The organism is Thermomicrobium roseum DSM 5159 (assembly GCF_000021685.1).
Classification (GTDB): domain Bacteria; phylum Chloroflexota; class Chloroflexia; order Thermomicrobiales; family Thermomicrobiaceae; genus Thermomicrobium; species Thermomicrobium roseum.
The window spans coordinates 161,005-184,703 of the sequence record NC_011959.1 but is presented as its reverse complement, the minus strand read 5'-3'; the positions used below and the strand labels follow the sequence as shown (position 1 = coordinate 184,703).

General features: G+C 64.0%; 26 protein-coding genes. 13 read left to right on the top strand and 13 right to left on the bottom strand.

Going from position 1 to position 23,699, the window contains the following annotated elements; translation table 11 throughout:
- Position 1 precedes the first annotated feature (1 nt).
- The 7 genes from tsaD to TRD_RS00825 are packed head-to-tail and all read right to left on the bottom strand — an operon-like array spanning position 2 to position 6,674.
- Positions 2-1,099: a tRNA (adenosine(37)-N6)-threonylcarbamoyltransferase complex transferase subunit TsaD gene (gene tsaD / locus TRD_RS00855; RefSeq protein WP_012641590.1), complete on the bottom strand. Its 1,098-nt coding sequence runs from the start codon at positions 1,097-1,099 to the stop codon at positions 2-4.
- The gene (gene rimI / locus TRD_RS00850) at positions 1,096-1,779 is read right to left on the bottom strand and encodes a ribosomal protein S18-alanine N-acetyltransferase (RefSeq protein ID WP_226980703.1); all 684 of its coding nucleotides are present in this window, start codon (positions 1,777-1,779) and stop codon (positions 1,096-1,098) included. The genes tsaD and rimI overlap by 4 nt, the downstream gene beginning before the upstream one ends.
- Before the next feature lie 4 nt (positions 1,780-1,783).
- Positions 1,784-2,512, bottom strand: a complete 729-nt coding sequence (gene tsaB / locus TRD_RS00845; protein ID WP_012641588.1) for a tRNA (adenosine(37)-N6)-threonylcarbamoyltransferase complex dimerization subunit type 1 TsaB — start codon at positions 2,510-2,512, stop codon at positions 1,784-1,786.
- Positions 2,475-3,014, bottom strand: coding sequence for a tRNA (adenosine(37)-N6)-threonylcarbamoyltransferase complex ATPase subunit type 1 TsaE (gene tsaE / locus TRD_RS00840; protein ID WP_012641587.1), 540 nt, complete (start codon positions 3,012-3,014; stop codon positions 2,475-2,477). Before tsaE ends, tsaB begins: the two co-directional genes overlap by 38 nt.
- Positions 3,011-4,438 carry an amidase gene (locus TRD_RS00835; protein ID WP_012641586.1) on the bottom strand — a complete coding sequence of 476 codons (1,428 nt, stop codon included), beginning with the start codon at positions 4,436-4,438 and terminating at the stop codon, positions 3,011-3,013. The genes tsaE and TRD_RS00835 overlap by 4 nt, the downstream gene beginning before the upstream one ends.
- Positions 4,439-4,494: 56 nt before the next feature.
- Entirely contained in the window at positions 4,495-5,520 is a 1,026-nt protein-coding gene (gene thiL, locus TRD_RS00830; RefSeq protein WP_012641585.1) for a thiamine-phosphate kinase, read from the bottom strand.
- The gene (locus TRD_RS00825) at positions 5,517-6,674 is read right to left on the bottom strand and encodes a glycosyltransferase family 4 protein (protein WP_012641584.1); all 1,158 of its coding nucleotides are present in this window, start codon (positions 6,672-6,674) and stop codon (positions 5,517-5,519) included. The genes thiL and TRD_RS00825 overlap by 4 nt, the downstream gene beginning before the upstream one ends.
- A gap of 97 nt (positions 6,675-6,771) precedes the next feature.
- On the opposite strand from TRD_RS00825, the gene TRD_RS00820 reads away from it, so the two are divergent.
- Entirely contained in the window at positions 6,772-9,618 is a 2,847-nt protein-coding gene (locus tag TRD_RS00820) for a DEAD/DEAH box helicase (protein WP_012641583.1), read from the top strand.
- Here TRD_RS00820 and lipB read toward each other — a convergent pair.
- Genes lipB through TRD_RS00795 form a run of 5 tightly spaced genes read right to left on the bottom strand, consistent with a single transcriptional unit; the run spans position 9,569 to position 14,181 of the window.
- Entirely contained in the window at positions 9,569-10,312 is a 744-nt protein-coding gene (gene lipB / locus TRD_RS00815) for a lipoyl(octanoyl) transferase LipB (RefSeq protein ID WP_012641582.1), read from the bottom strand. The two genes, TRD_RS00820 and lipB, sit on opposite strands and share 50 nt — an antisense overlap.
- A gap of 5 nt (positions 10,313-10,317) precedes the next feature.
- A complete protein-coding gene (gene lipA / locus TRD_RS00810) occupies positions 10,318-11,229 on the bottom strand; it encodes a lipoyl synthase (RefSeq protein ID WP_012641581.1) in 912 nt (303 codons plus the stop codon).
- On the bottom strand, positions 11,229-11,723 hold the full coding sequence (locus TRD_RS00805; RefSeq protein ID WP_012641580.1) for a GNAT family N-acetyltransferase: 495 nt from the start codon (positions 11,721-11,723) through the stop codon (positions 11,229-11,231). The genes lipA and TRD_RS00805 overlap by 1 nt, the downstream gene beginning before the upstream one ends.
- Positions 11,720-13,177, bottom strand: coding sequence for an argininosuccinate lyase (argH, locus tag TRD_RS00800; protein WP_012641579.1), 1,458 nt, complete (start codon positions 13,175-13,177; stop codon positions 11,720-11,722). Before argH ends, TRD_RS00805 begins: the two co-directional genes overlap by 4 nt.
- On the bottom strand, positions 13,174-14,181 hold the full coding sequence (locus tag TRD_RS00795) for a DUF1385 domain-containing protein (RefSeq protein WP_012641578.1): 1,008 nt from the start codon (positions 14,179-14,181) through the stop codon (positions 13,174-13,176). Before TRD_RS00795 ends, argH begins: the two co-directional genes overlap by 4 nt.
- Before the next feature lie 232 nt (positions 14,182-14,413).
- Between TRD_RS00795 and gcvPB the strand changes: the two genes are divergently transcribed.
- Positions 14,414-15,880, top strand: coding sequence for an aminomethyl-transferring glycine dehydrogenase subunit GcvPB (gcvPB, locus tag TRD_RS00790; protein WP_012641577.1), 1,467 nt, complete (start codon positions 14,414-14,416; stop codon positions 15,878-15,880).
- Between the two features lie 53 nt (positions 15,881-15,933).
- Positions 15,934-16,356, top strand: coding sequence for a ferritin-like domain-containing protein (locus TRD_RS00785; RefSeq protein ID WP_012641576.1), 423 nt, complete (start codon positions 15,934-15,936; stop codon positions 16,354-16,356).
- 11 nt (positions 16,357-16,367) lie between these two features.
- On the opposite strand, the gene TRD_RS00780 is transcribed toward TRD_RS00785, so the two are convergent.
- Positions 16,368-17,027 carry a translin family protein gene (locus TRD_RS00780; protein ID WP_012641575.1) on the bottom strand — a complete coding sequence of 220 codons (660 nt, stop codon included), beginning with the start codon at positions 17,025-17,027 and terminating at the stop codon, positions 16,368-16,370.
- 632 nt (positions 17,028-17,659) lie between these two features.
- Here TRD_RS00780 and TRD_RS00775 point away from each other — a divergent pair.
- The 10 genes from TRD_RS00775 to TRD_RS13410 are packed head-to-tail and all read left to right on the top strand — an operon-like array spanning position 17,660 to position 23,694.
- Positions 17,660-17,902 (top strand): sulfurtransferase TusA family protein, encoded by a 243-nt coding sequence (locus TRD_RS00775; RefSeq protein WP_012641573.1) that lies wholly within the window; start codon positions 17,660-17,662, stop codon positions 17,900-17,902.
- A gap of 18 nt (positions 17,903-17,920) precedes the next feature.
- Positions 17,921-18,442, top strand: coding sequence for a DsrE/DsrF/DrsH-like family protein (locus TRD_RS00770; protein ID WP_012641572.1), 522 nt, complete (start codon positions 17,921-17,923; stop codon positions 18,440-18,442).
- 21 nt (positions 18,443-18,463) lie between these two features.
- Positions 18,464-18,847, top strand: coding sequence for a DsrE family protein (locus TRD_RS00765; protein ID WP_012641571.1), 384 nt, complete (start codon positions 18,464-18,466; stop codon positions 18,845-18,847).
- A complete protein-coding gene (locus TRD_RS00760) occupies positions 18,847-19,329 on the top strand; it encodes a glycine cleavage system protein H (RefSeq protein ID WP_012641570.1) in 483 nt (160 codons plus the stop codon). Before TRD_RS00765 ends, TRD_RS00760 begins: the two co-directional genes overlap by 1 nt.
- Positions 19,326-19,589: a thioredoxin family protein gene (locus TRD_RS00755; protein ID WP_012641569.1), complete on the top strand. Its 264-nt coding sequence runs from the start codon at positions 19,326-19,328 to the stop codon at positions 19,587-19,589. The genes TRD_RS00760 and TRD_RS00755 overlap by 4 nt, the downstream gene beginning before the upstream one ends.
- A gap of 2 nt (positions 19,590-19,591) precedes the next feature.
- Positions 19,592-20,296, top strand: coding sequence for a 4Fe-4S dicluster domain-containing protein (locus tag TRD_RS00750; protein WP_012641568.1), 705 nt, complete (start codon positions 19,592-19,594; stop codon positions 20,294-20,296).
- Positions 20,293-21,510 (top strand): heterodisulfide reductase-related iron-sulfur binding cluster, encoded by a 1,218-nt coding sequence (locus tag TRD_RS00745; RefSeq protein WP_012641567.1) that lies wholly within the window; start codon positions 20,293-20,295, stop codon positions 21,508-21,510. Before TRD_RS00750 ends, TRD_RS00745 begins: the two co-directional genes overlap by 4 nt.
- A gap of 10 nt (positions 21,511-21,520) precedes the next feature.
- A complete protein-coding gene (locus tag TRD_RS00740) occupies positions 21,521-22,588 on the top strand; it encodes a CoB--CoM heterodisulfide reductase iron-sulfur subunit A family protein (protein WP_012641566.1) in 1,068 nt (355 codons plus the stop codon).
- Between the two features lie 53 nt (positions 22,589-22,641).
- Positions 22,642-22,884, top strand: a complete 243-nt coding sequence (locus TRD_RS00735) for a YgaP family membrane protein (RefSeq protein WP_012641565.1) — start codon at positions 22,642-22,644, stop codon at positions 22,882-22,884.
- 9 nt (positions 22,885-22,893) lie between these two features.
- Positions 22,894-23,694, top strand: a complete 801-nt coding sequence (locus TRD_RS13410; protein WP_012641564.1) for a hypothetical protein — start codon at positions 22,894-22,896, stop codon at positions 23,692-23,694.
- The last annotated feature ends 5 nt before the right edge of the window (positions 23,695-23,699 follow it).

Below are 23,699 nucleotides of genomic sequence, written 5' to 3'. Positions count from 1 at the left end.
CCTAAGCTTCCCCGGCACGGAGCAGTGTCCGCGTCACCAGCGGCAAGTGCGCATGAACGTCGAGATCGAGATCGGCCCGCACGCCACGCTGAGCCAAATAGTAGGCAGCACCGGCGATCATCGCTGCATTGTCGGTACAGAGGATAGGAGGCGGATAGCGAACCGGAACGGGACTGATTTCGCGCAAGCGTTGCCGCAACGCGGCATTCGCTGCTACCCCACCAGCCAGGAGCACCATTGTCGCGCCGAACTCGCGCGCAGCCCGCGCGGTCTTTTCCGCCAGCACCTCCACGACCGCGGCCTGGAACTCAGCGGCCAGATCAGCGATCGGCACGCTCGGCCCGTACTCCGGTGCTACGTATTCCGGAAAGGGTTGCCCCGCGGCGACACGCCGCGCAGGCCGTCGCTGGTATTGCTCGAGGACGCGCAACAACGCTGTCTTCAGGCCGCTGAAGCTGAAATCGTAGCTCTCTCCCAGCCAGGCTCGCGGCAGGGAAAATCGACCCGGCCGTCCCTGCTCGGCGGCCTTCTGAATGGCGGGTCCACCCGGAAAACCCAATCCCAAAAGGCGAGCGGCCTTGTCGAAGGCCTCTCCTGCTGCATCGTCGAGCGTCCGGCCCAGGAGCACGTAGTCGCCGTGGCCGCGCATGAGCACGAGTTCGGTGTGCCCGCCGGAGACGATCAGGCAGACCAGAGGGAAAGTCGGTTCCGGCACTTCGTCCTGACCTGGAAGCGTGAGCCAGTTGGCGTAGATATGACCCTCCAGATGGTTGACCGGGATCAACGGCTTCTCCCACACGAAGGCGAGCGTCTTGGCGACGTTGATGCCGACGAGCAGCGAGCCCGCTAGCCCCGGCCCCTCGGTAACGGCGATGGCATCGATCGCGCTCGGACCGATCCCCGCCTGTTCCAGGGCGAGATCGAGCACCGGCACGATGCTCGTCACGTGCCGCCGCGAGGCGAGCTCGGGCACCACACCGCCGTAACGCTGGTGGAGATCCACTTGGGAGCGAATGATGTTCGACAACACGAAGCGTCCGTCTCGGACGACGGCTGCAGCGGTTTCGTCGCAGGAGGTTTCGATGCCCAGGATGATCACGCTGCTTCCTCCACGATCTCGATCCCTTCCGCGGCCAACCGTTCGAGCAGACGGTCACGCAAGGCCACCAATTCCTGCCGGTACGTTGGATCACGGAGTGGCGGCGAGGTCATGATGTACGCATCCTCCAAATTGTCGCTGTAATAGCGGGGCCGGACACCGCGGCGCGTGAAACCATATTTGGCATAGAGCGACTGCGCCGTCACATTGGAAACCCGCACCTCGAGCGTCACGAACTCGGCACCGCGCCGGATCGCTTCGCTGATCAAGGTCAAGAACAACACCTCACCCAGCCCCAACCCGCGGTGCTCCGGTGCGACACCGATCGTGGTGACATGTGCTTCACCGTAAATGACCCACATCCCAGCGAAGCCGACGAGTGGATGCGCGCTCGTGCGCGCCGGGCGGGCTGCCCGCAGCAGGCGAGCCAGCGTACCGGTTGCTCCAACCAGCTCTGGCTCCTCCTCGCTGCGCGCTGTCTCCCAACGCAGAACGACGTAATAGTTACGCTCCGGCTCCCTGAGTTCCCGGTAATACGCTGATTCCGGCCAGGGATTCGAGAAGCATCGCCGCTCGAGCTGGGACACTTCGGGTACATCTGAACTCCGCATCGGGGACAAGACGTAGCGCCGCACCGTGCTGTTCGGATCGGCACTCGACTGCTGGGTGCGCTCCTCCACCTTGTCACTCCCGCGCGGGTCGGACATCGTAACTCATCGGCAATTGTACCGAAGGAATGGCCTCTGCCCCGCCCCCGTGGACATAGATCGGCTCCAGCGCAGCCACCGGATCGCTCTCGCCTGCCTGCCAGCGTCGGAAAGCCAGTTCGGCCACCCAGGCAGGACGAAGCTGGCGCAACGCTGGAGCAGGAAGAATGACGAGCGGATGAGACCGTACCAGCGCCTCTTCCTCGGGCGCGAGATGCCCCGTCAGCACGGTGCGTCCCAACAATCCATCCGTCACCTCGTGGAGACGCACCGAGCGCAAAGACGAGTCCCGTACCCAGATCTCGCCCTGCCGCCGGTAATCGGCGTAGACCACGCGACCACGCCCCGCTGCGACGAACGCACGGATCGGGTAAGGTAAGGCGGTATGAGGGTACGCCAGCGCATCGAGCGTCAAGACGCCGATGAGCGGTACGTCCAGCGCATAACAGAGCGCCTTGGCGATACTCATCCCCACCCGTAGACCATTGAAGCTCCCCGGTCCGGTGGTGACGGCGACCGCTGCGACATCACGGATAGTTCGCCGATTCTCGGCGAGCAACTGACGAATGCGTGGCAAAACAGTCGCGGTATGCTCGCGCCCGGCGTCGTAGAGGAGTTCTCCGACGACGCGCCCGTCGTACAGCGCGATCGCTACCTGCTCCCCGCCGCTATCGAGTGCCAGGAGCAGTTGATCGCTTCGCTCCACCGCTTACCTCCTTCCGGAGCGTCTCGATGATCGCCTGCGCGCGGGCACCGACCGGATAGAACGCCAGCCGTCGCTTGCTCTCGGCGAGCGGCTCGAAACGGATGACGAGATACTCCTCGACCCAGTTGGGAGGCAAGCGATCTGCCCACTCGATCACGACGATACCTGCCGGATCGCTCAAGCAATCCTCCAGTCCGAAGGTCGCCAACTCACCCGGCTCTTCCAACCGGTACAGGTCGACGTGATAGAGCCGGACCGGTTGGCCGTCGGGCAAAGTGCCGCGGTGCTCCATGACGAGTATGAAGGTCGGGCTCTGCACGTACTCGCGAATACCGAGCCCACGCGCCAACCCTTGCACGAACGTCGTCTTTCCAGCCCCGAGAGGCCCCTGCAGAAACAGCACATCGCCTCCCCGGACATGCCGCGCCAACGTCGCTGCGATCTGGCGGGTCTGGTCCGGGCTGTGACTCACCAGGTCGAGCGCGGGAACACGCGTGCTCATCCTGTCTCCCCTCCACTGGCCAGCGGTGGGCGCTGGTGGCTCCACGGCCGGGCACGCTCGAACGCGGCCGCGGCCCGCAGCACGCTCGCGTCAGCGCGCCAGCGCCCGACGATCTGCAGGCCGACCGGCAGTCCCTCCTGCGTCCACCCACACGGCACGCTGATCGCTGGTTGGCCACTGATGTTGAACGGATAGGTGAAGGGGGTCCAGCTCAGGTATGTCGTCGGATAGCCAGCGATCTGACCGGGATGATCGGCACCGGCCGCAAAGGCCGTCACCGGCGTGGTCGGGCTCACGACGAAGTCGAATCGCTCCAATCGTTGCCGCAAGCGGTCGACGTAGCGATTGCGCTCGGCAAGCGCCCAGCCGACATCGACACCGCGCCAGCGCAAGCCGTGCTCGATCACCGTCAGTCGCCCCGGATCGAGCAGGTCGCGGACAGCGTCGAGATCGTCGCGGTGCACGGCAGCCATCGCGACCGACCAGAGAATGTCGAGCACTGGATAGGGATCCTCCAGCGGCTCCACCAGCTCCTCGACGCTGCAGCCGAGGTCTTCGAAGACGGCCACAGCCCGGCGAGCGATCGCTGCCACTTCAGGATCCACCGGCACGTCACCCACGCGGCCCAACCAAGCAACCCGAGCACCCGCGAGATCCCGTTCGAGCGCTTCGCCGTCGCTGCACTCGAGCGGCAAGGAGTGGCGGTCGCGCGGATCGGGCCCTGCCATGACCGACAGCATGAGCGCTGCATCGGCGACCGTGCGCGTCATGGGTCCCACATGAGCCAAGAGCTCGACAGCCGATGGCGGATAGTACGGTACCCGACCGAACGACGGCTTGAACCCGACGATGCCGCAGAAGGATGCCGGAATCCGAATCGAGCCCGCTCCATCAGTGCCCTGAGCGAGCGGTCCCATGCCGGCAGCCACAGCCGCCGCGGCACCGCCGCTCGATCCCCCCGCCGTCCGATCGAGCTTCCAGGGATTGGAGGTGGGACCGATCAAGCGATTTCCCGAATCGCCTTTCCAGCCGAGTTCCGGCGTGTTCGTTTTCCCCAGGATGATCGCACCCGCTGCCCGCAGTCGCTCGACCACCGGTGCATCCTCGGTCGCCACCCGGTCCTTCCAGAGGAGCGAGCCACTCGTCCAGCGAACTCCGGCGACCGGTGTTACGTCCTTGATCGAGACTGGTACCCCGAGGAGTGGTCTGTGCTCACCGTGCGCGTAGGCGTATTCCGCCTCGAGCGCTTGCCGCCGTGCCTCCTCGGCGGTCACGGTCAGGAAGGCGTGCAGGTGTGGATCCAATCGTTCGATCTGCGTGAGGACTGCGTCGACGACTTCCACGGGTGAAAGGGCCCGTCGGCGATAGTGATCCAAAAGTTCCGTCGCCGAGAGGAAGCAGAGTTCGCTCCGTGCACTGTCCACGAGTCACCTCCAGCTCACCAGGCTCCCCGGCATGCTAGCACGTCGAGCCGGCACGGTCAGCCGGTGCGGAAGTGATCGAAGCCGCGTGCATCGGCTGGCCGACAGCGGCCGGTCACGTCCCGCAACTCGACGATCGGCCCGGCCGATCCCGCTTCGACGAGTTGACCGATTTTCCACGGGGGAAGGAGCCCTGCACGGGCGAAAGCGCGTGCGACGCGTGCGAACACAGCCGGGGGAGCGGCGAAGAGCAGTTCGTAGTCGTCGCCTCCGCGGAGCGCCACCTCTTCCCAGTCCGGAAACGCCCACTTGATCGCGTTCGGTACCGGGACACGCTCCAGATCGACGATCGCTGCCACTCCACTTGCTCGACAGAGCTTTTGGAGGTCCCCCAATAAGCCATCGCTGATATCCATCGCCGCGCGCACACCACACCGCCGCAGCAAGAGTCCTTCCCGTACGCGTGGCTGCGGACGATGGTAATGCTCTTGCATAACCGGGTTCCCGTCCAAGGTTTTCAGCCCACGCTCCAGGACACGCAGACCGGCGGCCGCCAGCCCGATCGGGCCGGTCACACCGATGAGATCACCGGGCCGGCCGGCATCCCGACGGAGCAGGCGGTGGCCGTCGCGCGGCGACTCACCGATCACGGTGATCGAGACGGCTACCCCGAGCGGCGAGCGCGTTGTATCACCCCCGACGATCGCCACACCGAAGCGCCGGGCCAATGCCTGCACGCCACGATAGAAGTCCGCAATGTCCCGATCACGCTCCGTTCCGCGCACGGCAAGATCGACCACGGCCAGGCGCGGGATCGCGCCCATCGCTGCGATGTCGCTCAGATTGACCGCGAGCGATTTGTGTCCGAGCGCCTCCCAATCCGTCCACTCCAACCGGAAGTGCACACGCTCGATCAACGTATCGGTCGTGATCACCAGCTCGTGCCCTGCTCGCGGGCGCCAAGCAGCAGCGTCATCGCCAATCCCGATCGACACACGGTTCGAGCGGTCGCCGACCAAACGAGCGATCTGCTCGATCAACTCTTCCTCACCGACTTCGCGCAGGGGCCGGCCAGCACCGGTCATGCCGTCGCTCCTCCTCGCTCATCCAGCAACCCAACACCGAGAGCACGATAGACTGCTGCCGTCTCGCGCGCGGTTCGTTCCCAGGAGAATGCCTGCGCACGAGCGAACCCCGCACGAGCGAGTGCGATCCGCCGTTCTGGATCACGGGCGAGCGTCGCGATCGCCGTCGCGAGCGCAGCCGGATCGGTCGGGTCGACTAGCCAAGCAGCATCACCAGCGACTTCCGGCAAAGCCGAACGATCGGACGTAATGACAGGCGTTCCGCAGGCCATCGCCTCGAGGACCGGAAGACCGAACCCTTCATAGAGCGAGGGGTAGACGAAGAGCGTGGCCGCGCTGTACCAATACCGCAACTCCGCCGGCGAGACGTAACCGACGAAGACGACCCGCTGCGCCAACCCTCGTTCCTGCACACGCCGGTAGACCGGAGTCTCCCGCCAACCAGGAGCACCGACGATGTACAGTGGCCAATCGATCGCTGCATCGAGTTTCGCCAAGGCGTCGATGAGCGTGGTCACATTCTTCCGCGGTTGAATCGTTCCCACAAACAGAAGGAAGTGCTCCGGAAGCCCTCGTTCTGCCCGCCAATGCGCGAGTTCCTCGTCCCTGACTCGTTGCCAACCAGCGTCGATCCCGTTGGGAACCACGACGACTCGACCAGGCTCGATACCGTAGGCCCGAATGACATCGCGCCGAGTCTGCTCGGAGACCGCGATGACGCGATGGGCTCGTCGCACACTCAGGCCGGTCATGACGCGGAGGTACCAGCGCTTGGCTGGTGGATAATGCTCGGGGAAGTGCAGGAACGCCACATCGTGCACCGTGACGACACTCGGTCGGTCGAGCGCGAGCGGAAGAACGTTCACCGGGCCGTGCACGACAGCGCAATCGCGCAGCACGCGCGATGCCCAGAGCTGTTCCCAGGCGATACGCACCACCGGACGCTCGGTCGGCCACCGCGTGAGGCGCCACTCGATACCCGCGAAATCCTGGTGGGCGAGTCCCCACACCGTTCGCGGCACCGTCGCGACCAGTTCCAGGTCAGTCGCAACGGTCGGAAGATACTGGAGCAAGGCTTCGATGTACCGGCTCACACCGGCACGCCGGTATCCAGCTTGGCGACTCAACAGCGATGCCAACAGCCCGACCCGCACGCGCGGCCTCCCGGGCGATTCTACCGGGAGCGCGGAAGGCGCGTCCGCTGCCGTGCGGGGTTGCTATACTGGTCGAGATACGACAGGCGGAGATCCGGTGACCGGATTCATGGACGCGACAGAAGCGGTCTCGCTACCCGAGAGCATCGAGCAGTTTTCCGTGTTCTATCCTTTCCGATTCGATCCCTTCCAGTTGGAGGCGATGCTCGCCTTCCTGGAGGGAAAATCGGTCATGGTCGCTGCTCCCACGGGAACCGGAAAGACGGTCGTCGCTGAGTTCGGCGTCTACGAGACGTTCCGGCGCGGTGCGCGTGTCATGTACACGACGCCGATCAAGGCGCTCAGCAATCAGAAGTTCCGCGACCTGCGAGCGATCTACGGGGACAACGTCGGTCTCTTGACCGGCGACGTCACCGAGAACCCACACGCCCCGATCGTGGTGATGACGACCGAAGTCTTGCGCAACATGTTGCTCCAGACGCCTTGGGAACTCGACAGCGTCCAGTGCGTGATCTTCGACGAAATTCACTACCTCGCTGACCCAGAGCGCGGTACGACATGGGAGGAATCGATCATCCTCTGCCCCGAGCACATCCAGCTGATCTGCCTGTCGGCGACGGTCTCCAATGCGCAAGAGATTGCCGACTGGATCAGTCGAACCCATCGGCCCATCCAGCTGATCGTCCACACCGAGCGCGCTGTCCCCTTGGCACTCTGGTACTTCTACGACAGAAAGTTGCGGCTCGTCATCGATCATCACGGCCGTCAGGTGGCTGATTACTCCAATGTCGGCGGCGAAATCCGCGCGCTCATCGGACGCGGTGGGCTCACGGCCGAGCGTCGCCGCGAGGCCGAGGAAGCCGAACCACCACCGTGGGAAATCATCCAGGCACTCGCGGCCGAAGATATGCTGCCGGCGATCTACTTCCTCTTCAACCGGCGCGACTGCGAGGACTATGCGACCCGCCTCGCGATGATGCGAGTCAATCTCGTGCGTGACCGCGCGACTCGGCAACGGATCGCCCATGTCATCGAGTCGTTCCTCGCCAGCTTGCGGCCAGAAGACCGCGAACTGAGCCAGGTCCAGACGATCGTCCAGCTCGCTGCCAAGGGGATTGGGTTTCACCATGCGGGATTGCTGCCCATCCTCAAGCAGCTCGTCGAGGTGCTGTTCAGTCAGGGCTTGATGAAAGTCGTCTTCGCGACCGACACGCTCGCGCTCGGTGTCAACATGCCTGCCCGCACCGTCGTCATCGGCCGCATGACCAAATGGGATGGACGGCGCCGGCGACTACTCACACCCAACGAGTTCCAGCAGATGGCCGGCCGCGCCGGACGCCGCGGCATGGACGAACGGGGAAACGTCGTCGTTCCGTACAGCCCCTGGATCTCCTTCAAGGAAGTGCTCGCCGTCGCGACTGGCGAACTCGAGCCGGTCCGGTCGGCCTTCACCATCCGCTACAATACGGTGCTCAATCTTTGGGATCCACCACGCGGCGACCGGGTCCGCCAGCTGTTCCAAGAGAGCTTGGCCCAGTACCAAGCCGCTCAGCGTGTCCGGCTCTTGGAGGAGGAGATTCTCCAGGTAGGCCACGAACTGGAGACAGTGCCGCGCGGCTGTCTCTTGGGGCTGGACGGCGACGAACTGCTCTACGATTACCGCAACATCGTCGCCCAACTCAATCACGCCAAGAGCCAGGAGCGGCACCTGGAGCACGACCTGGCGCAACTGGAGGCCGATCTCGACGACCGTCCCTGGGCCGTTCCTTCTCGGCCGGTTTTGCGGCGGCTCATCCGCGAAATGGCTCCTGGAACACCACTCCACACGCGCGAACGCGGCTGGGTGCTCTTCCTCAATCGCTTACCGTACGGAGGGATCGCGCTGGTACTGACGCGCGAGGGCTCGGCCGAACTCCTGACCGAGTACCGGCAGATCGACTATGTCCCGCACGGTATCGAACCAGTACCGATTCCGGAAGCCCTGACGCTCCTGGCCCAGCCAGTGAGCGATGTCCGGGGAATCGTCAGCACGGAAGCCTTTGAGGAGATCTGGCGTGCATTCGCGGCGCGCCCGCTCCCTGATCTCGATGCCATGCTGCTCGAGCACCGTCGGCAAGTCGAGGCGCGCCTCGCACCCGAGCGCCGGCGGATCGAGGAACGCCTCCAAACCATCCAGCAGACTCTGCACGAGCTGACGCAGCAGCGCTTCCGCCATCCCTGTCACGCTTGCCAGCGGCGCAAGGAACACCAGCGCAATTTACAGCGGATCGCCCGGCTGGAGCAGGAGCGGGCGGAACTCGAAGCCCAACTCGGGCGCGAGATCGCGGCAGAAGAGCGGCGCGTTCGCGAACTTCTGCGCGGCATCCGCAACGTGCTCGAACATTTCGGCTATCTGCATCGCGGGTATCCCACCAGCAAGGCTGACACTCTGGCCGATGTCTTCGACACCAACGGCCTCATCATCTGCGAGATGCTGGATCGCGACTTCTTCAAGGGGCTGGAACCAGCCGACGTCGCTGAGGTCTTCTCCTGGTTCGCCTTCGATCGCGAGACTCGCTTCGCCAATCACTTTACGTTGCCGACGAAGCTGGTCCTCCTGCGACGCCGTCTCGAAAGTCTGGAGCAGGAAGTGTTCGAGGTCGAGCGACGCAACGGCCTCGCGCTCTCCACCGGTCACCACGAGGGTTTCTACGGTGCCATGCGCGCCTGGTGCAACGGTGCGACGATGGCGGAGATTACGGAACTCATCGAACTCAGCGAGGGTGATCTCGTCCTCACCTTCAACAAGTCGCTCGATCTCATGCGGCAAGTCCGCGAGATGCTCGAGAAGCTGTACCCGGATCACCCGCTCCGCTGGAGCATCGCGACCGCCGAAGCCCTCGCTCGTCGCGATATCATCGAACAATCGCTGATGATCGGGTTGCTCCCGCCCATCGGGACGTGAGTCGCAGCAAGACGTCGTCCAGCGACCGGACCGGCTCGGGATCGAGCTCCACGGTGCGTCCGAAGCGCTCGGCAAAAGCCGCGAGCCAGCGGGCCTGCACGTCGGCCAACTCGACCGGGCCAGCGACGAGTTCCGCAAGCGAGGTCACGCCGCGGTCAGGAATCCCGCAGGGGACGATCCAGTCGAACGGCTCCAGGTCGGTCGTGACGTTGAGCGCGATGCCGTGGTAGGTCACCCCATGGTGAATGGCGATACCGATCGCCGCGATCTTGTTACGTCCGATCCACACGCCGGGATGACGTGGATCGAGTTCCCCCGTGATGCCGTAGCTCGCCAGCACGTCGAGAACAGTCGCCTCCAACGACTCGACGAAGCGCCGCACGCGCCGCTGCCCTTCACCGAGCCGCAGGATGACGTACACGACCAGCTGCCCCGGTCCATGGTAGGTCACGTCGCCCCCACGGTCCGTCACGTAATAAGGCACCCCGCGGGCAGCCAACGCATCCACGGAGAGGCGAAGGTGATGCGTCCCACCGCGCCGCCCGGTCGTGAACGTCGGTGGATGCTCGAGGAGCAAGAGGGTGTCCGGGATCGCTCCAGCCCGGCGGGCAGCCGCGAGCTGTCGCTGCAACTCCCAGGCCGCCAGATAGTCGACTCTTCCGAGCTGGAGTGCGACGACGGGGTCATCGGGCATGGCTCCTACCCCCGACGCACCTCGAGACGGCGGGCCCGATAGCGCTCGTACTGCTCCTTGGCGTGGTAGGACGACCGCACCAGCGGGCCGGACTCTACGTACACGTAACCCAACTCTTCCTCGCCGATCCGCCGCAGCTCCTCGAATTCCTCCAACGTGTAGTAGCGATGGAGCGGGAAATGTCGCGGTGTCGGCGGCAGATATTGCCCGATGGTCAAGATCTCCACGCCGACCTCACGGAGATCGCGCATGACAGCAAGAAGCTCGTCCCACGTCTCCCCCATACCGACGATCAGGCCCGACTTGAGCGCGATCGCATCGTCCATCGCCTGCACTCGTCGGAAAAGTTCGAGGCTCCGGCCGTAATCGTCCCACGGCTGGATGACGCGGAAGAGTCGCGGCACCGTCTCGATATTGTGCGCGATCACCTCGGGCCGTGCCTCGACGACGGTACGCAGTGCGTACCAGTTGCCGAGGAAATCGGGAATCAAAACCTCGATGCCACACGAGGGGATGCGTGAGCGGATCTCACGGATCGTCGCCGCGAAGACAGCAGCTCCACCATCAGGCAGATCGTCCCGGTTGACGGACGTGATCACCGCGAAGTCCAGCCCCAAACGCTCGACCGCCTCAGCGACCCGGCGCGGCTCTTCCCAGTCGACTGTGCCGCTTCGTCCCCACCGGACATTGCAAAATCGGCACGCCCGCGTGCAACGATCGCCGAGGATCATGAACGTCGCGGTACGCTGGTTCCAGCATTCGTAAATGTTGGGGCAACGCGCCTCTTGACAGACCGTGTGCAAACCTTCCTCCAGCACCAGGCGCCGGAGTTCGAGATAGTTCGGCCCGTGCTCCCGCCGCACGCGGAACCAGTCCGGCTTCTTTTGCAACAGAATCGGCTGGCGGACCGACGGCATCACTGGCCTCCCTTCGTTCGGACCGGGCGGAGCTCGCGCTCCATGAACTGATGCTCGATGTGGGCCATGGAAAACGGCCGACCGATCGGTCGGAAACCCAACTTGCGATAGAACTCGAGAGCGTGTGTTTGAGCATTGAGCGTGACCGTTCGTGCGCCCTGTTCCTCTGCCCAGCGGATCAGTCGCTCCATGATGGCTCGCCCGACGCCTTGCCCACGGTAGGGCTTGCGGACCGCCACCCAGGCGATCTGTGCCTCGTCACCCCAGAGCGTGACCCGCCCTGTTCCAACGGCTTCCCCGTCGATCCAGGCGAGCACGTTCAGTCCCGCACCATCCTCCGGATAATCGTGCACCCACGTCGTCAGGTGCTGTTCCTGATCGAACACCTCGCGGCGGATCTGGTAGACGATCTCGAGTTCCTCCGGGGTCCGTACCGGCTCCACCCGGATCGCTCGTGGCTGCGCGGAACGCGTTTCTGATTCGATGCCGGTCATGGCACGTCCTCGCTCAAGAGCCGGGCAAAGGCATGCTCGATCCGCTGTCGCTCGCTTTCGAGCCACTGTCGTGCGCCGGCCGAGTCAGCCCGACTCGCCGCGATCGCCCGCGCGACATGCTCCGGTCCGGTGCCTCCCAGGTGTTCCCGAGCGCGCACTGCATCCCACACCGTCCGCGGCAACGTGATCTCCGCGAGCTTGGAATGGAACCGAGCCAGTTCGTCAGCGGTCAACTGATCGAGGCTCTTTCCGGATGCGAGACAGAACGCGACCAAGCGTCCGACCGCCTCGTGGGCTTCCCGGAACGGGACACCCGCCCGAACCAATGCATCGGCGATGTCGGTCGCGAGTGTGAAGTTCTGCCCAGCCGCCGCCTCGAGCCGCTCGCGGTTGATCCGCAAGGTGCGCAACATGGGCGGCAGGACGCGCAGCAGGAGTGCGACGGTGTCGTAGGCGTCGAAGACTCCTTCTTTATCTTCCTGAAGATCTTTGTTGTAGGCCAACGGGAGTCCTTTGACGACCGTCAGCAGACCGATCAAGTGCCCGAACACGCGCCCACTCTTGCCGCGCAAGAGCTCGGCGACATCCGGGTTCTTCTTTTGGGGCATGATCGAGGAACCGGTTGCGAAGGCATCGTCGAACTCGATGAAGCCGAACTCACTGCTCGACCAGAGGACCAACTCCTCGGCCAAACGCGAAAGATGCGCCATCAGGATCGCGAGATCAGCTAAGAACTCCAGGGCGAAATCGCGATCGGAGACGGCGTCGATGCTGTTCTCGAGCACCCCGTCCATGGCCAGGAGCGCTGCGACCACGTGCCGATCGATCGGATAGGGAACACCAGCCAGCGCTCCTGAGCCGAGCGGTGAGCGATTGACTCGCTGATACAGCTGGCGCAGGCGCTCCAGATCCCGCGTCAACATGACGACATAGGCATGCACATGATGAGCGAAGAGAACCGGCTGGGCACGCTGGAGGTGCGTGTACCCGGGCATCACGACATCGCGGTGGAGTTCGGCAAGATCGAGGAGCGCACCACTCGTTTCGACGATTCCCTCGGCGATCTCGAGCAGAGCTTCGCGCATCCAGAGACGGAAGTCGAGCGCCACCTGATCGTTGCGGCTGCGCGCCGTATGGAGTCGCCCCGCGACCGGCCCGATGAGCTCGTGGAGGCGCCGCTCTACGCTCAGGTGAATGTCCTCGTCCGCCAGCCGGAACGCGAAGCGCTCCTCTTCGATCTCGCGAAGGATGGTCCGGAGTCCACGAGCGATCGTCTGCGCATCCTCCCGCGGGATGATTCCTCGCTGGGCGAGCATGGTCACGTGCGCGAGCGAGCCCAAAATATCGTGGCGCGCCAGCCGTCGATCGAAGGGGAGGGACGCATTGAGCTGATCGACGAGTTCGTGCGTCGGCTTCTGGAAACGACCTCCCCACAATTTGGCTGGTGTCGTCATGCTCGTTCCTCTCGCTTGCCGGACGGGGCGAAGACCGCCTGCTCCTGCCCTGCTTCGTCGACCACGATAACCGGGGCGGACACCGCCAGCGCCGGGACTGCATGCCCTTCGGCAACCAGGACGCGATGCAAGGCGACGATAGCCGTCTCGAGCATCGCATCGTCCGGTTCCCGAGTCGTCAGCCGCTGCAGCGCCAGGCTCGGCGCGAGCAAGACCCGCACCGGGCGAAGGTGGAACCAGCGTGCAGCCAAGCGAATGATTTCGTAGGCCAAGGCCGCGATCAGGGGAATCAGCGCAACGCGCGAAAGAACACGCCACACCAGCGACGGCCAGCCCAGGAAGGCGAACACCACGATCGAGAGCGCGACCACGATCAGCAGGAAACCGGTCCCGCACCGAGGATGCAGCAGGCTGTGCGGGCGAGCTCCCTCCACCGTCAACGGATCCCCGTGCTCCCAGGCATGGATCGTTTTGTGTTCAGCACCGTGGTACCCGAAGACGCGAGCGATATCCGGCGTCCGTCCGATCACGGCCAAGTAGCCCAGAAGGATCCCGAGCCGGATCGTCCCCTCCAAGGCATGGATCGTCCAGCCCGACCCGACCCATCGGTCGAGCAGGCTAGCGACACCGAGCGGGAGGAGAAAGAAGAGGCCCACGGAAAGGGCGAGCGAGAGCGCGACGGTTCCCCACAAGAGACCACCCCATGAGCTCGCACTCGTCCCAGGCTTTGTCTGCTCGAGCTCCGGATCATAGCGGACAGCGACGTGCGCGGAAAAAACCAGCGCGCGCACACCGAGGACGAGCGTCTCCCATAAGGCCAAAACACCGCGCAGAAGGGGAACATGGCGCAGCCGCGCTGCCCAGCGCTCGGAAGCGAGCGGCAGCTCCCAGACGGCGATCCGGCCGTCCGGCAAGCGAACCGCCGTCGCCAGATGGCGGACGCCGCGCATCATGACACCTTCGAGGACTGCTTGGCCGCCGTAGATGGTGCGCTCGTCCGCCACGTCGTCGCTCCGTGCTGCCCCGCTCCTCGACGCCGATTCTAGCACTCGCCGGGCGAGTCACGCGGCGCGAGAGGGAACGCGCGGTGATGAGCAGCCAGGTGACCTACTCGGTCACCGGCGTGGGACCCCTTTACCACCGACTGCGGTGGACCAACATGTCCGCGATTGCTGAACTGAGGAACGACATGCTAGGCTACCGTCGAGGCTGGGATCTCGCCTGGGAGGATCAGCGATGCGCGTGGAACCGCTCATTTTCGAGCTTTCCAAGCCGGGACGGACGGGTACCTCGGTACCGGATCTCGATGTCCCGGAGGCACCACTGCCCGTCGAACACGTGCGGGACGATTTGCCGCTCCCCGAAGTCAGCGAGATCGATGTCGTGCGGCACTTCACCCGCCTCTCGCAGCTCAACCATGCCGTCGATATCGACTTTTACCCGCTGGGCTCCTGCACCATGAAGTACAACCCGAAGATCAACGAGCTGGTGGCTCGCTTTCCCGGTTTCGCACATCTCCATCCGCTCCAGGATCCGCGAACCGTGCAAGGCATTCTTCGCCTGATGTATGAACTGCAAGGGTTCCTGGCGGAGATCGCTGGCTTCGACGCCGTCTCGCTGCAGCCAGCCGCTGGCGCGCACGGAGAACTCACCGGCATCCTCATCGCGCGAGCGTACTTCGATGCCCGCGGCGAACACGAGCGCCGGACCGTCATCATCCCGGATTCGGCACACGGCACCAATCCAGCCACCGCAGCCATGGCCGGATTCCGGGTCGTCGAAGTCAAGTCGGATGCGCGTGGCAATGTGGATATCGAACAATTGCGGCAGCTCGTCGGGCCGGACACCGCAGCGATCATGATCACCAACCCTAACACGCTCGGTCTCTGGGACGAGAACATCACCGAGATCGTCGACCTGATCCACAGCGTCGGCGGACTCGTCTACAACGACGGTGCGAACTTCAACGCGCTGCTCGGCATCGCGCGCCCCGGCGACTTCGGCGTCGACATTATGCACTTCAACTTGCACAAGACCTTCTCGACACCGCACGGCGGTGGCGGCCCGGGAAGTGGGCCGGTCGGGGTCAAAGCGCACCTCGCCGAGTTCCTCCCTGGCCCGATCGTCGTACGACGCCCCGGCGAGGATCCCGAGTACACCTGGCACTGGCCTGAGCGCTCCATCGGCAAGATCCATTCCTTCCACGGGAATGTCGGGATGCACATCCGCGCCTATGCGTACATCCGTATGCACGGCGGGAGCGGACTCCGCCGAGTCAGCGAGGACGCCGTGCTGGCAGCCAACTATCTCCTGGCCCGTCTGCGCGATGTGTACGAGGTGCCGTACGACCGGACCTGCATGCACGAGTTCGTGCTCTCTGCTGTGCGCCAGAAGCGGCATGGTGTGCGAGCGATGGATATCGCCAAGCGCTTGCTCGATTTCGGTCTCCACCCACCGACGGTCGCCTTCCCCTTGATCGTCCAGGAAGCGCTGATGATCGAGCCCACCGAGACGGAGAGTCTGGAAACGCTCGACCGCTTCGTCGCGGCCATGCGGCAGATCGCCGAGGAAGTGGAGCGCGATCCAGAATTCGTGCGTCAGGCACCGCACCAGACCTTCTACAAGCGATTGGACGAGGTGCGCGCCAATCGGGAACTGGATCTGCGCTGGCAACCGGAGCGGGCGACTGCCGCCACTCCCTGAGGCCGCACGAGCTATACTTCCCTCGTCGGGTTCAGGGAACTGGAGGGAAAACCATGGACAAGAAAACGCTCATCGATGGACTGAACCAGGATCTGGCGGGCGAATTCCAGGCCATCATCATGTACATCCACTACGCTGCCGCAGCGACCGGTGTGGATCGCATCGAACTGGCTGAGTTCTTCCAGAAGGAGATCCAGGACGAGCTTCGTCATGCGCTGTTCCTGGCCAACAAGATCACTGCGCTCGGCGGCGAGCCGGTCGATGAGCCGCTGCCGGTACCCAGGGCGAACTCGAATCGGGAAATGATCGAACGGGTGCTGGAAGCAGAGGAACGTACCATCAAGAGCTACGTCGAGCGCATGAAGCAGGCCGAAGAGTTCGGCGACTACGGCCTGGCGAACGACCTCCAGGAGATCATCTCAGACGAGACGCGCCACAAGGAGGAGTGCGAGAAACTCCTCCGCGGCGTCGCTTGAGCGACGGCCGATCAGCTCGGCTGCCCAGGCTCGCCCAAGCCGACCGCTCGGCGGGCCTGGGCCAGTGCGTCGCTCAACTTTTGCTGCTCGACTGCGAGCGTGAGGTCACCCCGCGTCCGCTCCAGCACGCCCCGCACCATGTCGGTCGTTCGCCGAAGACCGTTGGTCACTGCATCCGGATAGTCGACCTGCACCAGGACACCGTAGATTTCGTCCATCACAGCGAGCACCGTCTCAGCCCGCGCGAGATCACCCGCCCGGATGAGGTCGAGTATATGGCGGCGGAGCTCCCCGCATGCCTCGCCGAGCGCGTTCAAGTAGACCGCATCTTCGACCTGAAGCGTCTCCGGGCTGGGAATCGGCCGACCAGCCACCAGCGCGAGCGTCAGGCTCGCCTCCGCATATTCCTTGTGCGCATCTTGGACATAGCCGGACCAGTAGATCGCTGGGTAGTCGGCCAGATGAGCTGTCAGTGCTTCCTTGATCCGCCGCGCCTCTTCGAGTAGCGCCCCCGCTTCGGCGAACTCGCCCCGATGGACAGCCCGAACGGCATTGGCGCTCAAGCGGGTGATCTGGCGCGTTTCCGCCAGCGCACGCTCCCGAGCACTGTTCAGAAGATCGAGTCGCGCGAGAACGCGTTCGGTGATTCGGACGATCGCCGTGGCATCCATTTCGCCCCCTCCATCATTCGTTTCCAACGAAGCATGAACGAAAGTCGCGGCTGCTCGGCGAGTAGCCTGCTCGGACAGGACCCTTACCCCTGCAACCATGCCGCAGCGCACACGCCCTGTCATCCTGTCTCGCCGATACCCACCGTTCCTGGCTGCCGCCTCGATCGCGGCACGCGGTGTCGTTTCCGATTGCGAGTGGATCGCCCGTTCGATTACCCCCGATCGTCGTGTAAGACGGGATGCCCGACTGGGCCCCAAGACCGTCCTCTCGGCGACCACATCCGCACTCTGGGCACTCGCGTCACTGCCCGTCGACGCGAGGCACCGAAAGTGGGCGACCGGGCTGGAGTGATTCCGAAGCGAGCCAACGCAGCGCGCTGACGAATACCGGGACGAGATCCGGAACGCTCCCCGCTCGATCAGTCTATCGGGCCACTGAACGCCAAGCCAGCTCCGCGGCGATCACTCCACGCTGTCGAACACACGCGCCGGGGCAGCCCCCTGACAGGCAGGAGACGATGCTTGACTTGGAAGATCCTGAGTGCTATGATGAGGGTGTCTCAAGCTGTGCTGGTTATCTCGACTTGCAGAATACTGTACCCGAGTAGGGTGCCATCGGAGGAGGCGACGGCATGACGGATGTGCTGCAGCCGGACCGGGTTCTCGATTGCAGCGGCTTGCTCTGCCCACTCCCAGTGATCCGGACGTCCAAGGCGATCAAGGAGATCGCTATCGGGCAGGTGCTCAAAGTGATCGCCACCGACCCGGGTGCGCCGGCAGACATGGAAGCGTGGGCTCGGCAGACCGGAAACGAACTCATCGATGCTCACGAGGAAAACGGGAAATACGTCTTCTTCTTCCGACGTGTCCGCTGAGGACGAGAGGAGGTAACGATGTCCCGTCGCGATCCGGAAGCGCCCCGGCGACTCGCGATCATCGCGAGCAAAGGAACGCTCGATTTTGCCTATCCGCCCTTCATCCTCGGTTCCACGGCAGCGGCGATGGGTTGGGAAGTCGCGATCTTCTTTACCTTCTACGGCCTTCCCTTGCTGCTGAGAAATTACGATCCCAAAGTCAGTCCGCTCGGCAATCCTGCCATGCCGCTCAAGATGCCGTTCGGTCCACCAGCACTCCGCCAGATCTCCTGGCCGATCCCCGCGCTCGTCGAGGCACTACCCGGCTTCTCACACCTCGCGACGACTTTGATGCAGCAGACCTTCAAGGAAAAGGGGGTTCCCTCCTTGCTCGAGCTGCGGCAACTGTGCATCGATGCGGGCGTCAATCTCATCGCGTGCCAGATGACGATGGACGTCTTCGGCTTCAAGAAGGAGGACTTCATCCCCGAGTGCACGGTCGGTGGTGCCGCGACCTTCTTAGAGTTCGCAGCTGATGCGGATGTCTCGCTCTTCATCTGAGACAGGGCGGAGGATACGGTGATGAGCGAGGAGACCAAAAAGATCTTGTATGTCCAGACCCACGGTGTGGACACGCCGGAACGCAGCGCCACCCCCTTCTTCTTAGCAGCGGCAGCTGCCGCCATGGAGATCGAAGCCGCGATCTACTTCACCATGAACGGCCCGACACTCCTCAAGAAGGGGGTCCCAGAAACCTTGGTGGTACCGAAAGCTGGGGGCGGCGGCGCCAAGCTCAAGCACTTCATCGATCAGGCACTCGATTTGGGCGTCAAACTCTACGTCTGCCAGCCATCGCTCGATCTGCACGGCCTGACGATGGACGACCTCATCGAGGGAGTGCAGATGATCGGCGGTGCGGCGTTCAACCTGATGGCGTTGGAGGCCGACGCAGTGGTGGCGTTCTGATGAGGGAGACTGCCGGCTACGCGATCGTCCATAGTTGCATCCTGCCACTCGACCTGTACTATCGAGTGGAATCGCACCAATGGGTACGGGTGGAAGCGGACGGATCGGTGCGGCTCGGCTACACCGATGTTGCCCAAACGGTCGCTGGTCGCATCCTTCAGGTGACCTTCCGTCCGACCGGACGCCACTACGCGCGAGACGCCACGGTCGCAGTCGTGGAGAGTGCGAAGTGGCTCGGCGCCTACCGGACACCGATCGCCGGCGTACTGCTCGAGACCAATACTGCCCTGCTCGAGGATCCGGAGCTGGTCAACCGTAGTCCCTATCGTCGCGGTTGGCTGGTTCGGCTGGCCCCCGATGACCTCGCGCACGATCTCAGCGAACTCCTGAGTGGCCCAGCGGCGGTCGCCGCCTACGATGCGTTCATGACGCGCCGCGGGCTCGATGACTGCGTTCATTGCGAGGGGTACGAACTGCCGTGACGCGGATCAGGCTCTTCACACATCCGATCTGCTCTGGTTGCGCGGAAGCGCTCGCGCTGGTGCAGCGCCTGGCTGCCGAAGAGCCGGAGATTCAGGTAGAAGTGATCAGCCTGGCATCGGCCGCTGGTCGCGCCGCAGCGCAGGAAGCAGGGGTCGTCGTGGTTCCGACGCTCCTAATCGACGGCGAGCGCCTCACTGGTGTCCCGACACTCGAGGAACTTCGCGCACGGGTGCAGCACGCTACCCGAACAGGAGGCTGACGATGAGCGTCGCGACCTGGAGCCCGACGAAAAGCGGGCAACGCTACGCTGACGTTCCGGAAGAACGCAAGCGGGAACTCTTCGAAGAAGTCAAGAGCGATCCCCGCTATCCGGATTTCCTCTATGGATGCTATGAATGCGGCATCTGCGTCTCCGCTTGCCCCTCGGCTCGCTTTTACGACTTCAGTCCTCGCGTCATCGCGCAAGCGCTCGCCCGCGAGGACGTCGAGCGCTTCTACGAAATCCTCATGGAAGACATCTGGAATTGCGCCCAGTGCTTCTCCTGCGTGCGCTGCCCGCGTGGCAACAATCCGGGCGGGCTGGTCACCCTGATGCGCGAAGTCGCTGTCCGCCATGGGCTCGAGCGCGCTCAGCAGGCACTCCAAGGGTACAGCCGGGTCATCTACAAGATCATGCTCAAGGGGAATCAGGTTTCCCCCGACATGCTCCAGCCCGATTTCTTCCCCGATTGGGGACCATGGGTGCGCGAATTCAGCCGCAACATGACAGCCTGGCGGAAGGCGATTCCCGTCGACACGCTGCGCAACGTGACCGATGCCGCCTGGCGGACCGACGACAAGACTCTGCGCGAGCTCTACACCATCTGGTTCGAGACTGGAAACATGGAGGTGATCCGCGAGGTCGACGAAGGTCTCTACGAACTCCTGGTCGAAATCATGGAAGAGGAACTGGAGGCGGTGGAATGAGCGAGTACATGCTTCCGCTCGTCGAGATTCGCGAGAAGAAGGCTCAACCAGTCCGTCCCAATCCGGCCGAAGCGCCCCGACCGGATCTCCGCGAGGAGTTGTTCGAGCTGGAGGCTCGCGGGGAGCTGATCGTGCAGCGGGTTCCCGAACCGTATGTCGAGGTGACGACCAAGTACGGACGCACGAAGAAGGTGCCGATCGATCATTTGTGGCACCACAAGTCGTGTGGTCAGTGCGGTCATATTCCAGGCTACACGACCTCCATTCTGTGGCTGAACCGACAGTTCGGGATCGACTACCTCGATCCCACCGACCAGACCTCCTGCACCGGCTGGAATTACTACGCCTCAGCGACTTCCAATGCGGTCGCCCAGCTCCTGGTGATGTGCCGGAACTTCGCGGCCGCCTACGAGACCGGCTATTACCCGCTGATCCACTGCGGCACGAGTTATGGCCATTACAAGGAACTCCGCGAACAGTTGGTGCATCACAAGGAACTGCGCGATCAAGTCCGTCGCGTACTCGACAAACTCGGTAAACCCCTCGTCGTTCCCGAGGAGATCGTGCACTACAGCGAGTGGGTGCACGTGATGCGCCAGCGGATTGCGGAGCGGCAAGTCATCGACATGCGCGGTATCACCGCCTGTGTCCATCCTGCATGCCACTACTACAAGATCGTGGCGGAAGACGCTATCTACGACCCGGATATCTACGGTGGGCAGCGAACGGCGACGGTGACGGCGCTGCTCCAGGCACTGGGCATCACGGTCGCTGATTACTCCACGTGGTTCGACTGCTGCGGCTTCGGTTTCCGTCACATCCTCGTCCAGCGCGACTTCACTCGTTCCTTCGCCGTTCTGCGCAAGATCGAGGTGATGAAAGACGAAGCCAATCCAGACATGACGGTGACGCACGACACGGGGTGCGTCACGACGCTGGACAAGAGCCAGTTCGCCGCGCGAGCCCACCAGCGGCGCGTCGGTGTCCCGGTCTTAGCCGATTCGCAAGTGGCCGCCCTCGCCATGGGGGCGCATCCGTTCCGCGTGCTCCAGTTGCATTGGCATTCGACTGACTGGCGACCGCTGCTCGAGAAGCTCGGTATCGACTGGGAGCGCTACTGGACCGAGTTCGAAGAGGACTTGGCTGCGATCGAGCGCGGTGAGAAGCCGGGTCTGACCTGGCAAGACGCTGAACAGCCGATCGTGACGCGGTGAGGGGGAAGCCGTGCAGGAGACGACCCGTCCCATTCTGGTCATCGGTGGCGGCCCCGGTGGGCTCGAGGCCGCCCGCACCGTTGCAGCGCTCGGTCATCCAGTGCTCCTCGTCGAGCGCCGAGGTCGACTGGGTGGCACACCGGATGCCGAACGGTATGCCAAGCTGACGCACCACTTTCGCGATGCCGAAGAGGCGATCGGCGAGCTCGTCGCCGCGGTCACCGATCACCCCCTCATCGAAGTGCTGACCCGGAGCGAGGTCACCGCCTGCGAGGGGGAGGCAGGCGATTTCCGAGTGACGGTGAGCACGCCCACTGGCAGCCGAGAGGCTCGAGTCAGCGCGATCATCGTCGCCACCGGCTTCCAACACTTCGATCCGGGGCGCGAGACGCAACTGTACAACTACTACTCGTTCCCTGATGTCGTGACCTTGAGCGACATGGAGGCGATGCTCAAGGCCCACCAGGTCGTCCGCCCCTCCAATGGGCAACCCCCGGAACGAGTGGCCTTCATCCAGTGCGTCGGATCCCGCGACCGGCAGATCGGGAACGAGTTTTGCTCCAAAGTCTGCTGCGGTATCGCCTCCAAGCAAGCGATCGAGATCAAGGAACAGCTGCCCGACGCCCGTGTCTTCATCTTCTACATCGACATGCGCATGTACGGCTACTGGGAGAACGAGCTGTACTGGCCGGCTCAGGAACGCTACAAGGTCAACTACGTCAAAGGGATCGTCAGCGAGATCCTGCCCAAGGGGGATCGCTTGCTGATCCGCGGGGAGGACACAACGATGGGTCGACCGATGGAGATCACGGTCGACCTGGTCGTCCTCTCCGTCGGTATGGAGCCGAGCAGCGGGACGCGGCAGATGGCCAAGTTGCTGGGCATCGCCCAGAACAAGTACGGCTACATCGAGGCCGGCGGACCCTCCGGTCTCGACCCGGTCGCGACTTCCCGACCAGGAATCTACGTCGTCGGTGCTGCGGCCCGACCAGCTGACCTGGACGATACCTTCGCTACTGCCGGTCTCGCTGCGGCACGAGCGGTCGCGACGGCGCGCCAAGCCTTGGTCGGAACGTGATGAAGCTCCGCGGACGCACGGGTGCTTCACCGGATACAGGAAGGAGCAGCGGGATGGCACTGCCAGCCAAGCGCAATCCCTTCGTCAGTTTCATGGCCAGCGGGGCCGGACGCCTCTTGCGGATCGTCGTCGGCATCGTCCTCATTCTGCTCGGCCTCCTGGTCGTCCAAGGGACGTGGGGCTGGGTTCTGGTCGTGATCGGCCTCGTGCCGCTGGCGGCCGGTGTCTTCGATTTCTGCCTGCTCGGTCCCTTGTTCGGTGTCGGTTTCTGGGGCCGAGATATCCGCGGGCGCTAGGAGGCAACGATGGGTCAACCGCTGCGTCCCAGCCATCTCATCAAGCCCAAAACCGGCCCGGAGGACCCGGAACTGGCCGAGACGCTCCGGGAAGGGCTCGAGCAAGTATCACCGGACGATGTGCTCGCGATCGCCCGGGAACTGGCAGGGCGACGGCAGTATCTCGCACCGCTGGTCGAACGGATCGCCCGCGAAGTCGAACGAGGCGAGTTACGCGGGTGGGAAGAGCTGACCCGCGCTGTAACCGCAACGGCTCGCCAGGCGGAAACACTCGCGCAGCAGGCCGCCCGCGCACAGGCCTGCGCTGCCCTCCCGCTGCTCCTCCGCGAGGAACAGCCGGTCGAGCAGCGGCTCGACGAGTTCCTGGCCCGTTGCAGCGACCTGGATCGGCGATTGGCGTTGGAGTTGGCCACTGGCGTCCTTCACCTGCGAGCACCGGCCCGCTACTGGCTGTGGACCCGCTGGCTGTGGGACATCGAGCACGGCACCGGTATCCTCCCGCTCCTCGCTTCCTCCACGCGAGCCCTGGAGGGACGCAGCGTCGGCGCTCAGTACCGCCAGTTGCGCCCGCTCGTCGCGATGGGCACGGAATTGGGCCGCAACAGCGGGCTGGTGGCTCATGACCTCGCGGACGATCCGGAACTCGGTCCTTTCGTCACCGACGCCTTTCTCGCGCTGGCCTACAGCGTCTATCTCTATGGCATCACCAATTGGCGCCTGAGTCGGGAGTTCAATCGGCTCCTGCCGCCTCTCCCACAACTCGCGCGGCGCTTGCTGGGTCTCGGCCGAGCACGCGCTGTCCGCTCGTGAAAGGA

Excerpts from the sequence above, each read along its gene's own strand:
- argH (WP_012641579.1), bottom strand. The coding sequence starts at position 13,177 with ATGACGACACCAGCCAAATTGTGGGGAGGTCGTTTCCAGAAGCCGACG.
- tsaE (WP_012641587.1), bottom strand. The coding sequence starts at position 3,014 with ATGAGCACGCGTGTTCCCGCGCTCGACCTGGTGAGTCACAGCCCGGAC.
- lipB (WP_012641582.1), bottom strand. The coding sequence starts at position 10,312 with ATGCCCGATGACCCCGTCGTCGCACTCCAGCTCGGAAGAGTCGACTAT.
- TRD_RS00760 (WP_012641570.1), top strand. The coding sequence starts at position 18,847 with ATGAGGGAGACTGCCGGCTACGCGATCGTCCATAGTTGCATCCTGCCA.
- TRD_RS00785 (WP_012641576.1), top strand. The coding sequence starts at position 15,934 with ATGGACAAGAAAACGCTCATCGATGGACTGAACCAGGATCTGGCGGGC.
- TRD_RS00770 (WP_012641572.1), top strand. The coding sequence starts at position 17,921 with ATGTCCCGTCGCGATCCGGAAGCGCCCCGGCGACTCGCGATCATCGCG.
- TRD_RS13410 (WP_012641564.1), top strand. The coding sequence starts at position 22,894 with ATGGGTCAACCGCTGCGTCCCAGCCATCTCATCAAGCCCAAAACCGGC.
- TRD_RS00735 (WP_012641565.1), top strand. The coding sequence starts at position 22,642 with ATGGCACTGCCAGCCAAGCGCAATCCCTTCGTCAGTTTCATGGCCAGC.
- TRD_RS00780 (WP_012641575.1), bottom strand. The coding sequence starts at position 17,027 with ATGGATGCCACGGCGATCGTCCGAATCACCGAACGCGTTCTCGCGCGA.
- TRD_RS00745 (WP_012641567.1), top strand. The coding sequence starts at position 20,293 with ATGAGCGAGTACATGCTTCCGCTCGTCGAGATTCGCGAGAAGAAGGCT.
- TRD_RS00765 (WP_012641571.1), top strand. The coding sequence starts at position 18,464 with ATGAGCGAGGAGACCAAAAAGATCTTGTATGTCCAGACCCACGGTGTG.
- TRD_RS00750 (WP_012641568.1), top strand. The coding sequence starts at position 19,592 with ATGAGCGTCGCGACCTGGAGCCCGACGAAAAGCGGGCAACGCTACGCT.
- lipA (WP_012641581.1), bottom strand. The coding sequence starts at position 11,229 with ATGCCGTCGGTCCGCCAGCCGATTCTGTTGCAAAAGAAGCCGGACTGG.
- TRD_RS00805 (WP_012641580.1), bottom strand. The coding sequence starts at position 11,723 with ATGACCGGCATCGAATCAGAAACGCGTTCCGCGCAGCCACGAGCGATC.
- TRD_RS00775 (WP_012641573.1), top strand. The coding sequence starts at position 17,660 with ATGACGGATGTGCTGCAGCCGGACCGGGTTCTCGATTGCAGCGGCTTG.
- thiL (WP_012641585.1), bottom strand. The coding sequence starts at position 5,520 with ATGACCGGTGCTGGCCGGCCCCTGCGCGAAGTCGGTGAGGAAGAGTTG.
- gcvPB (WP_012641577.1), top strand. The coding sequence starts at position 14,414 with ATGCGCGTGGAACCGCTCATTTTCGAGCTTTCCAAGCCGGGACGGACG.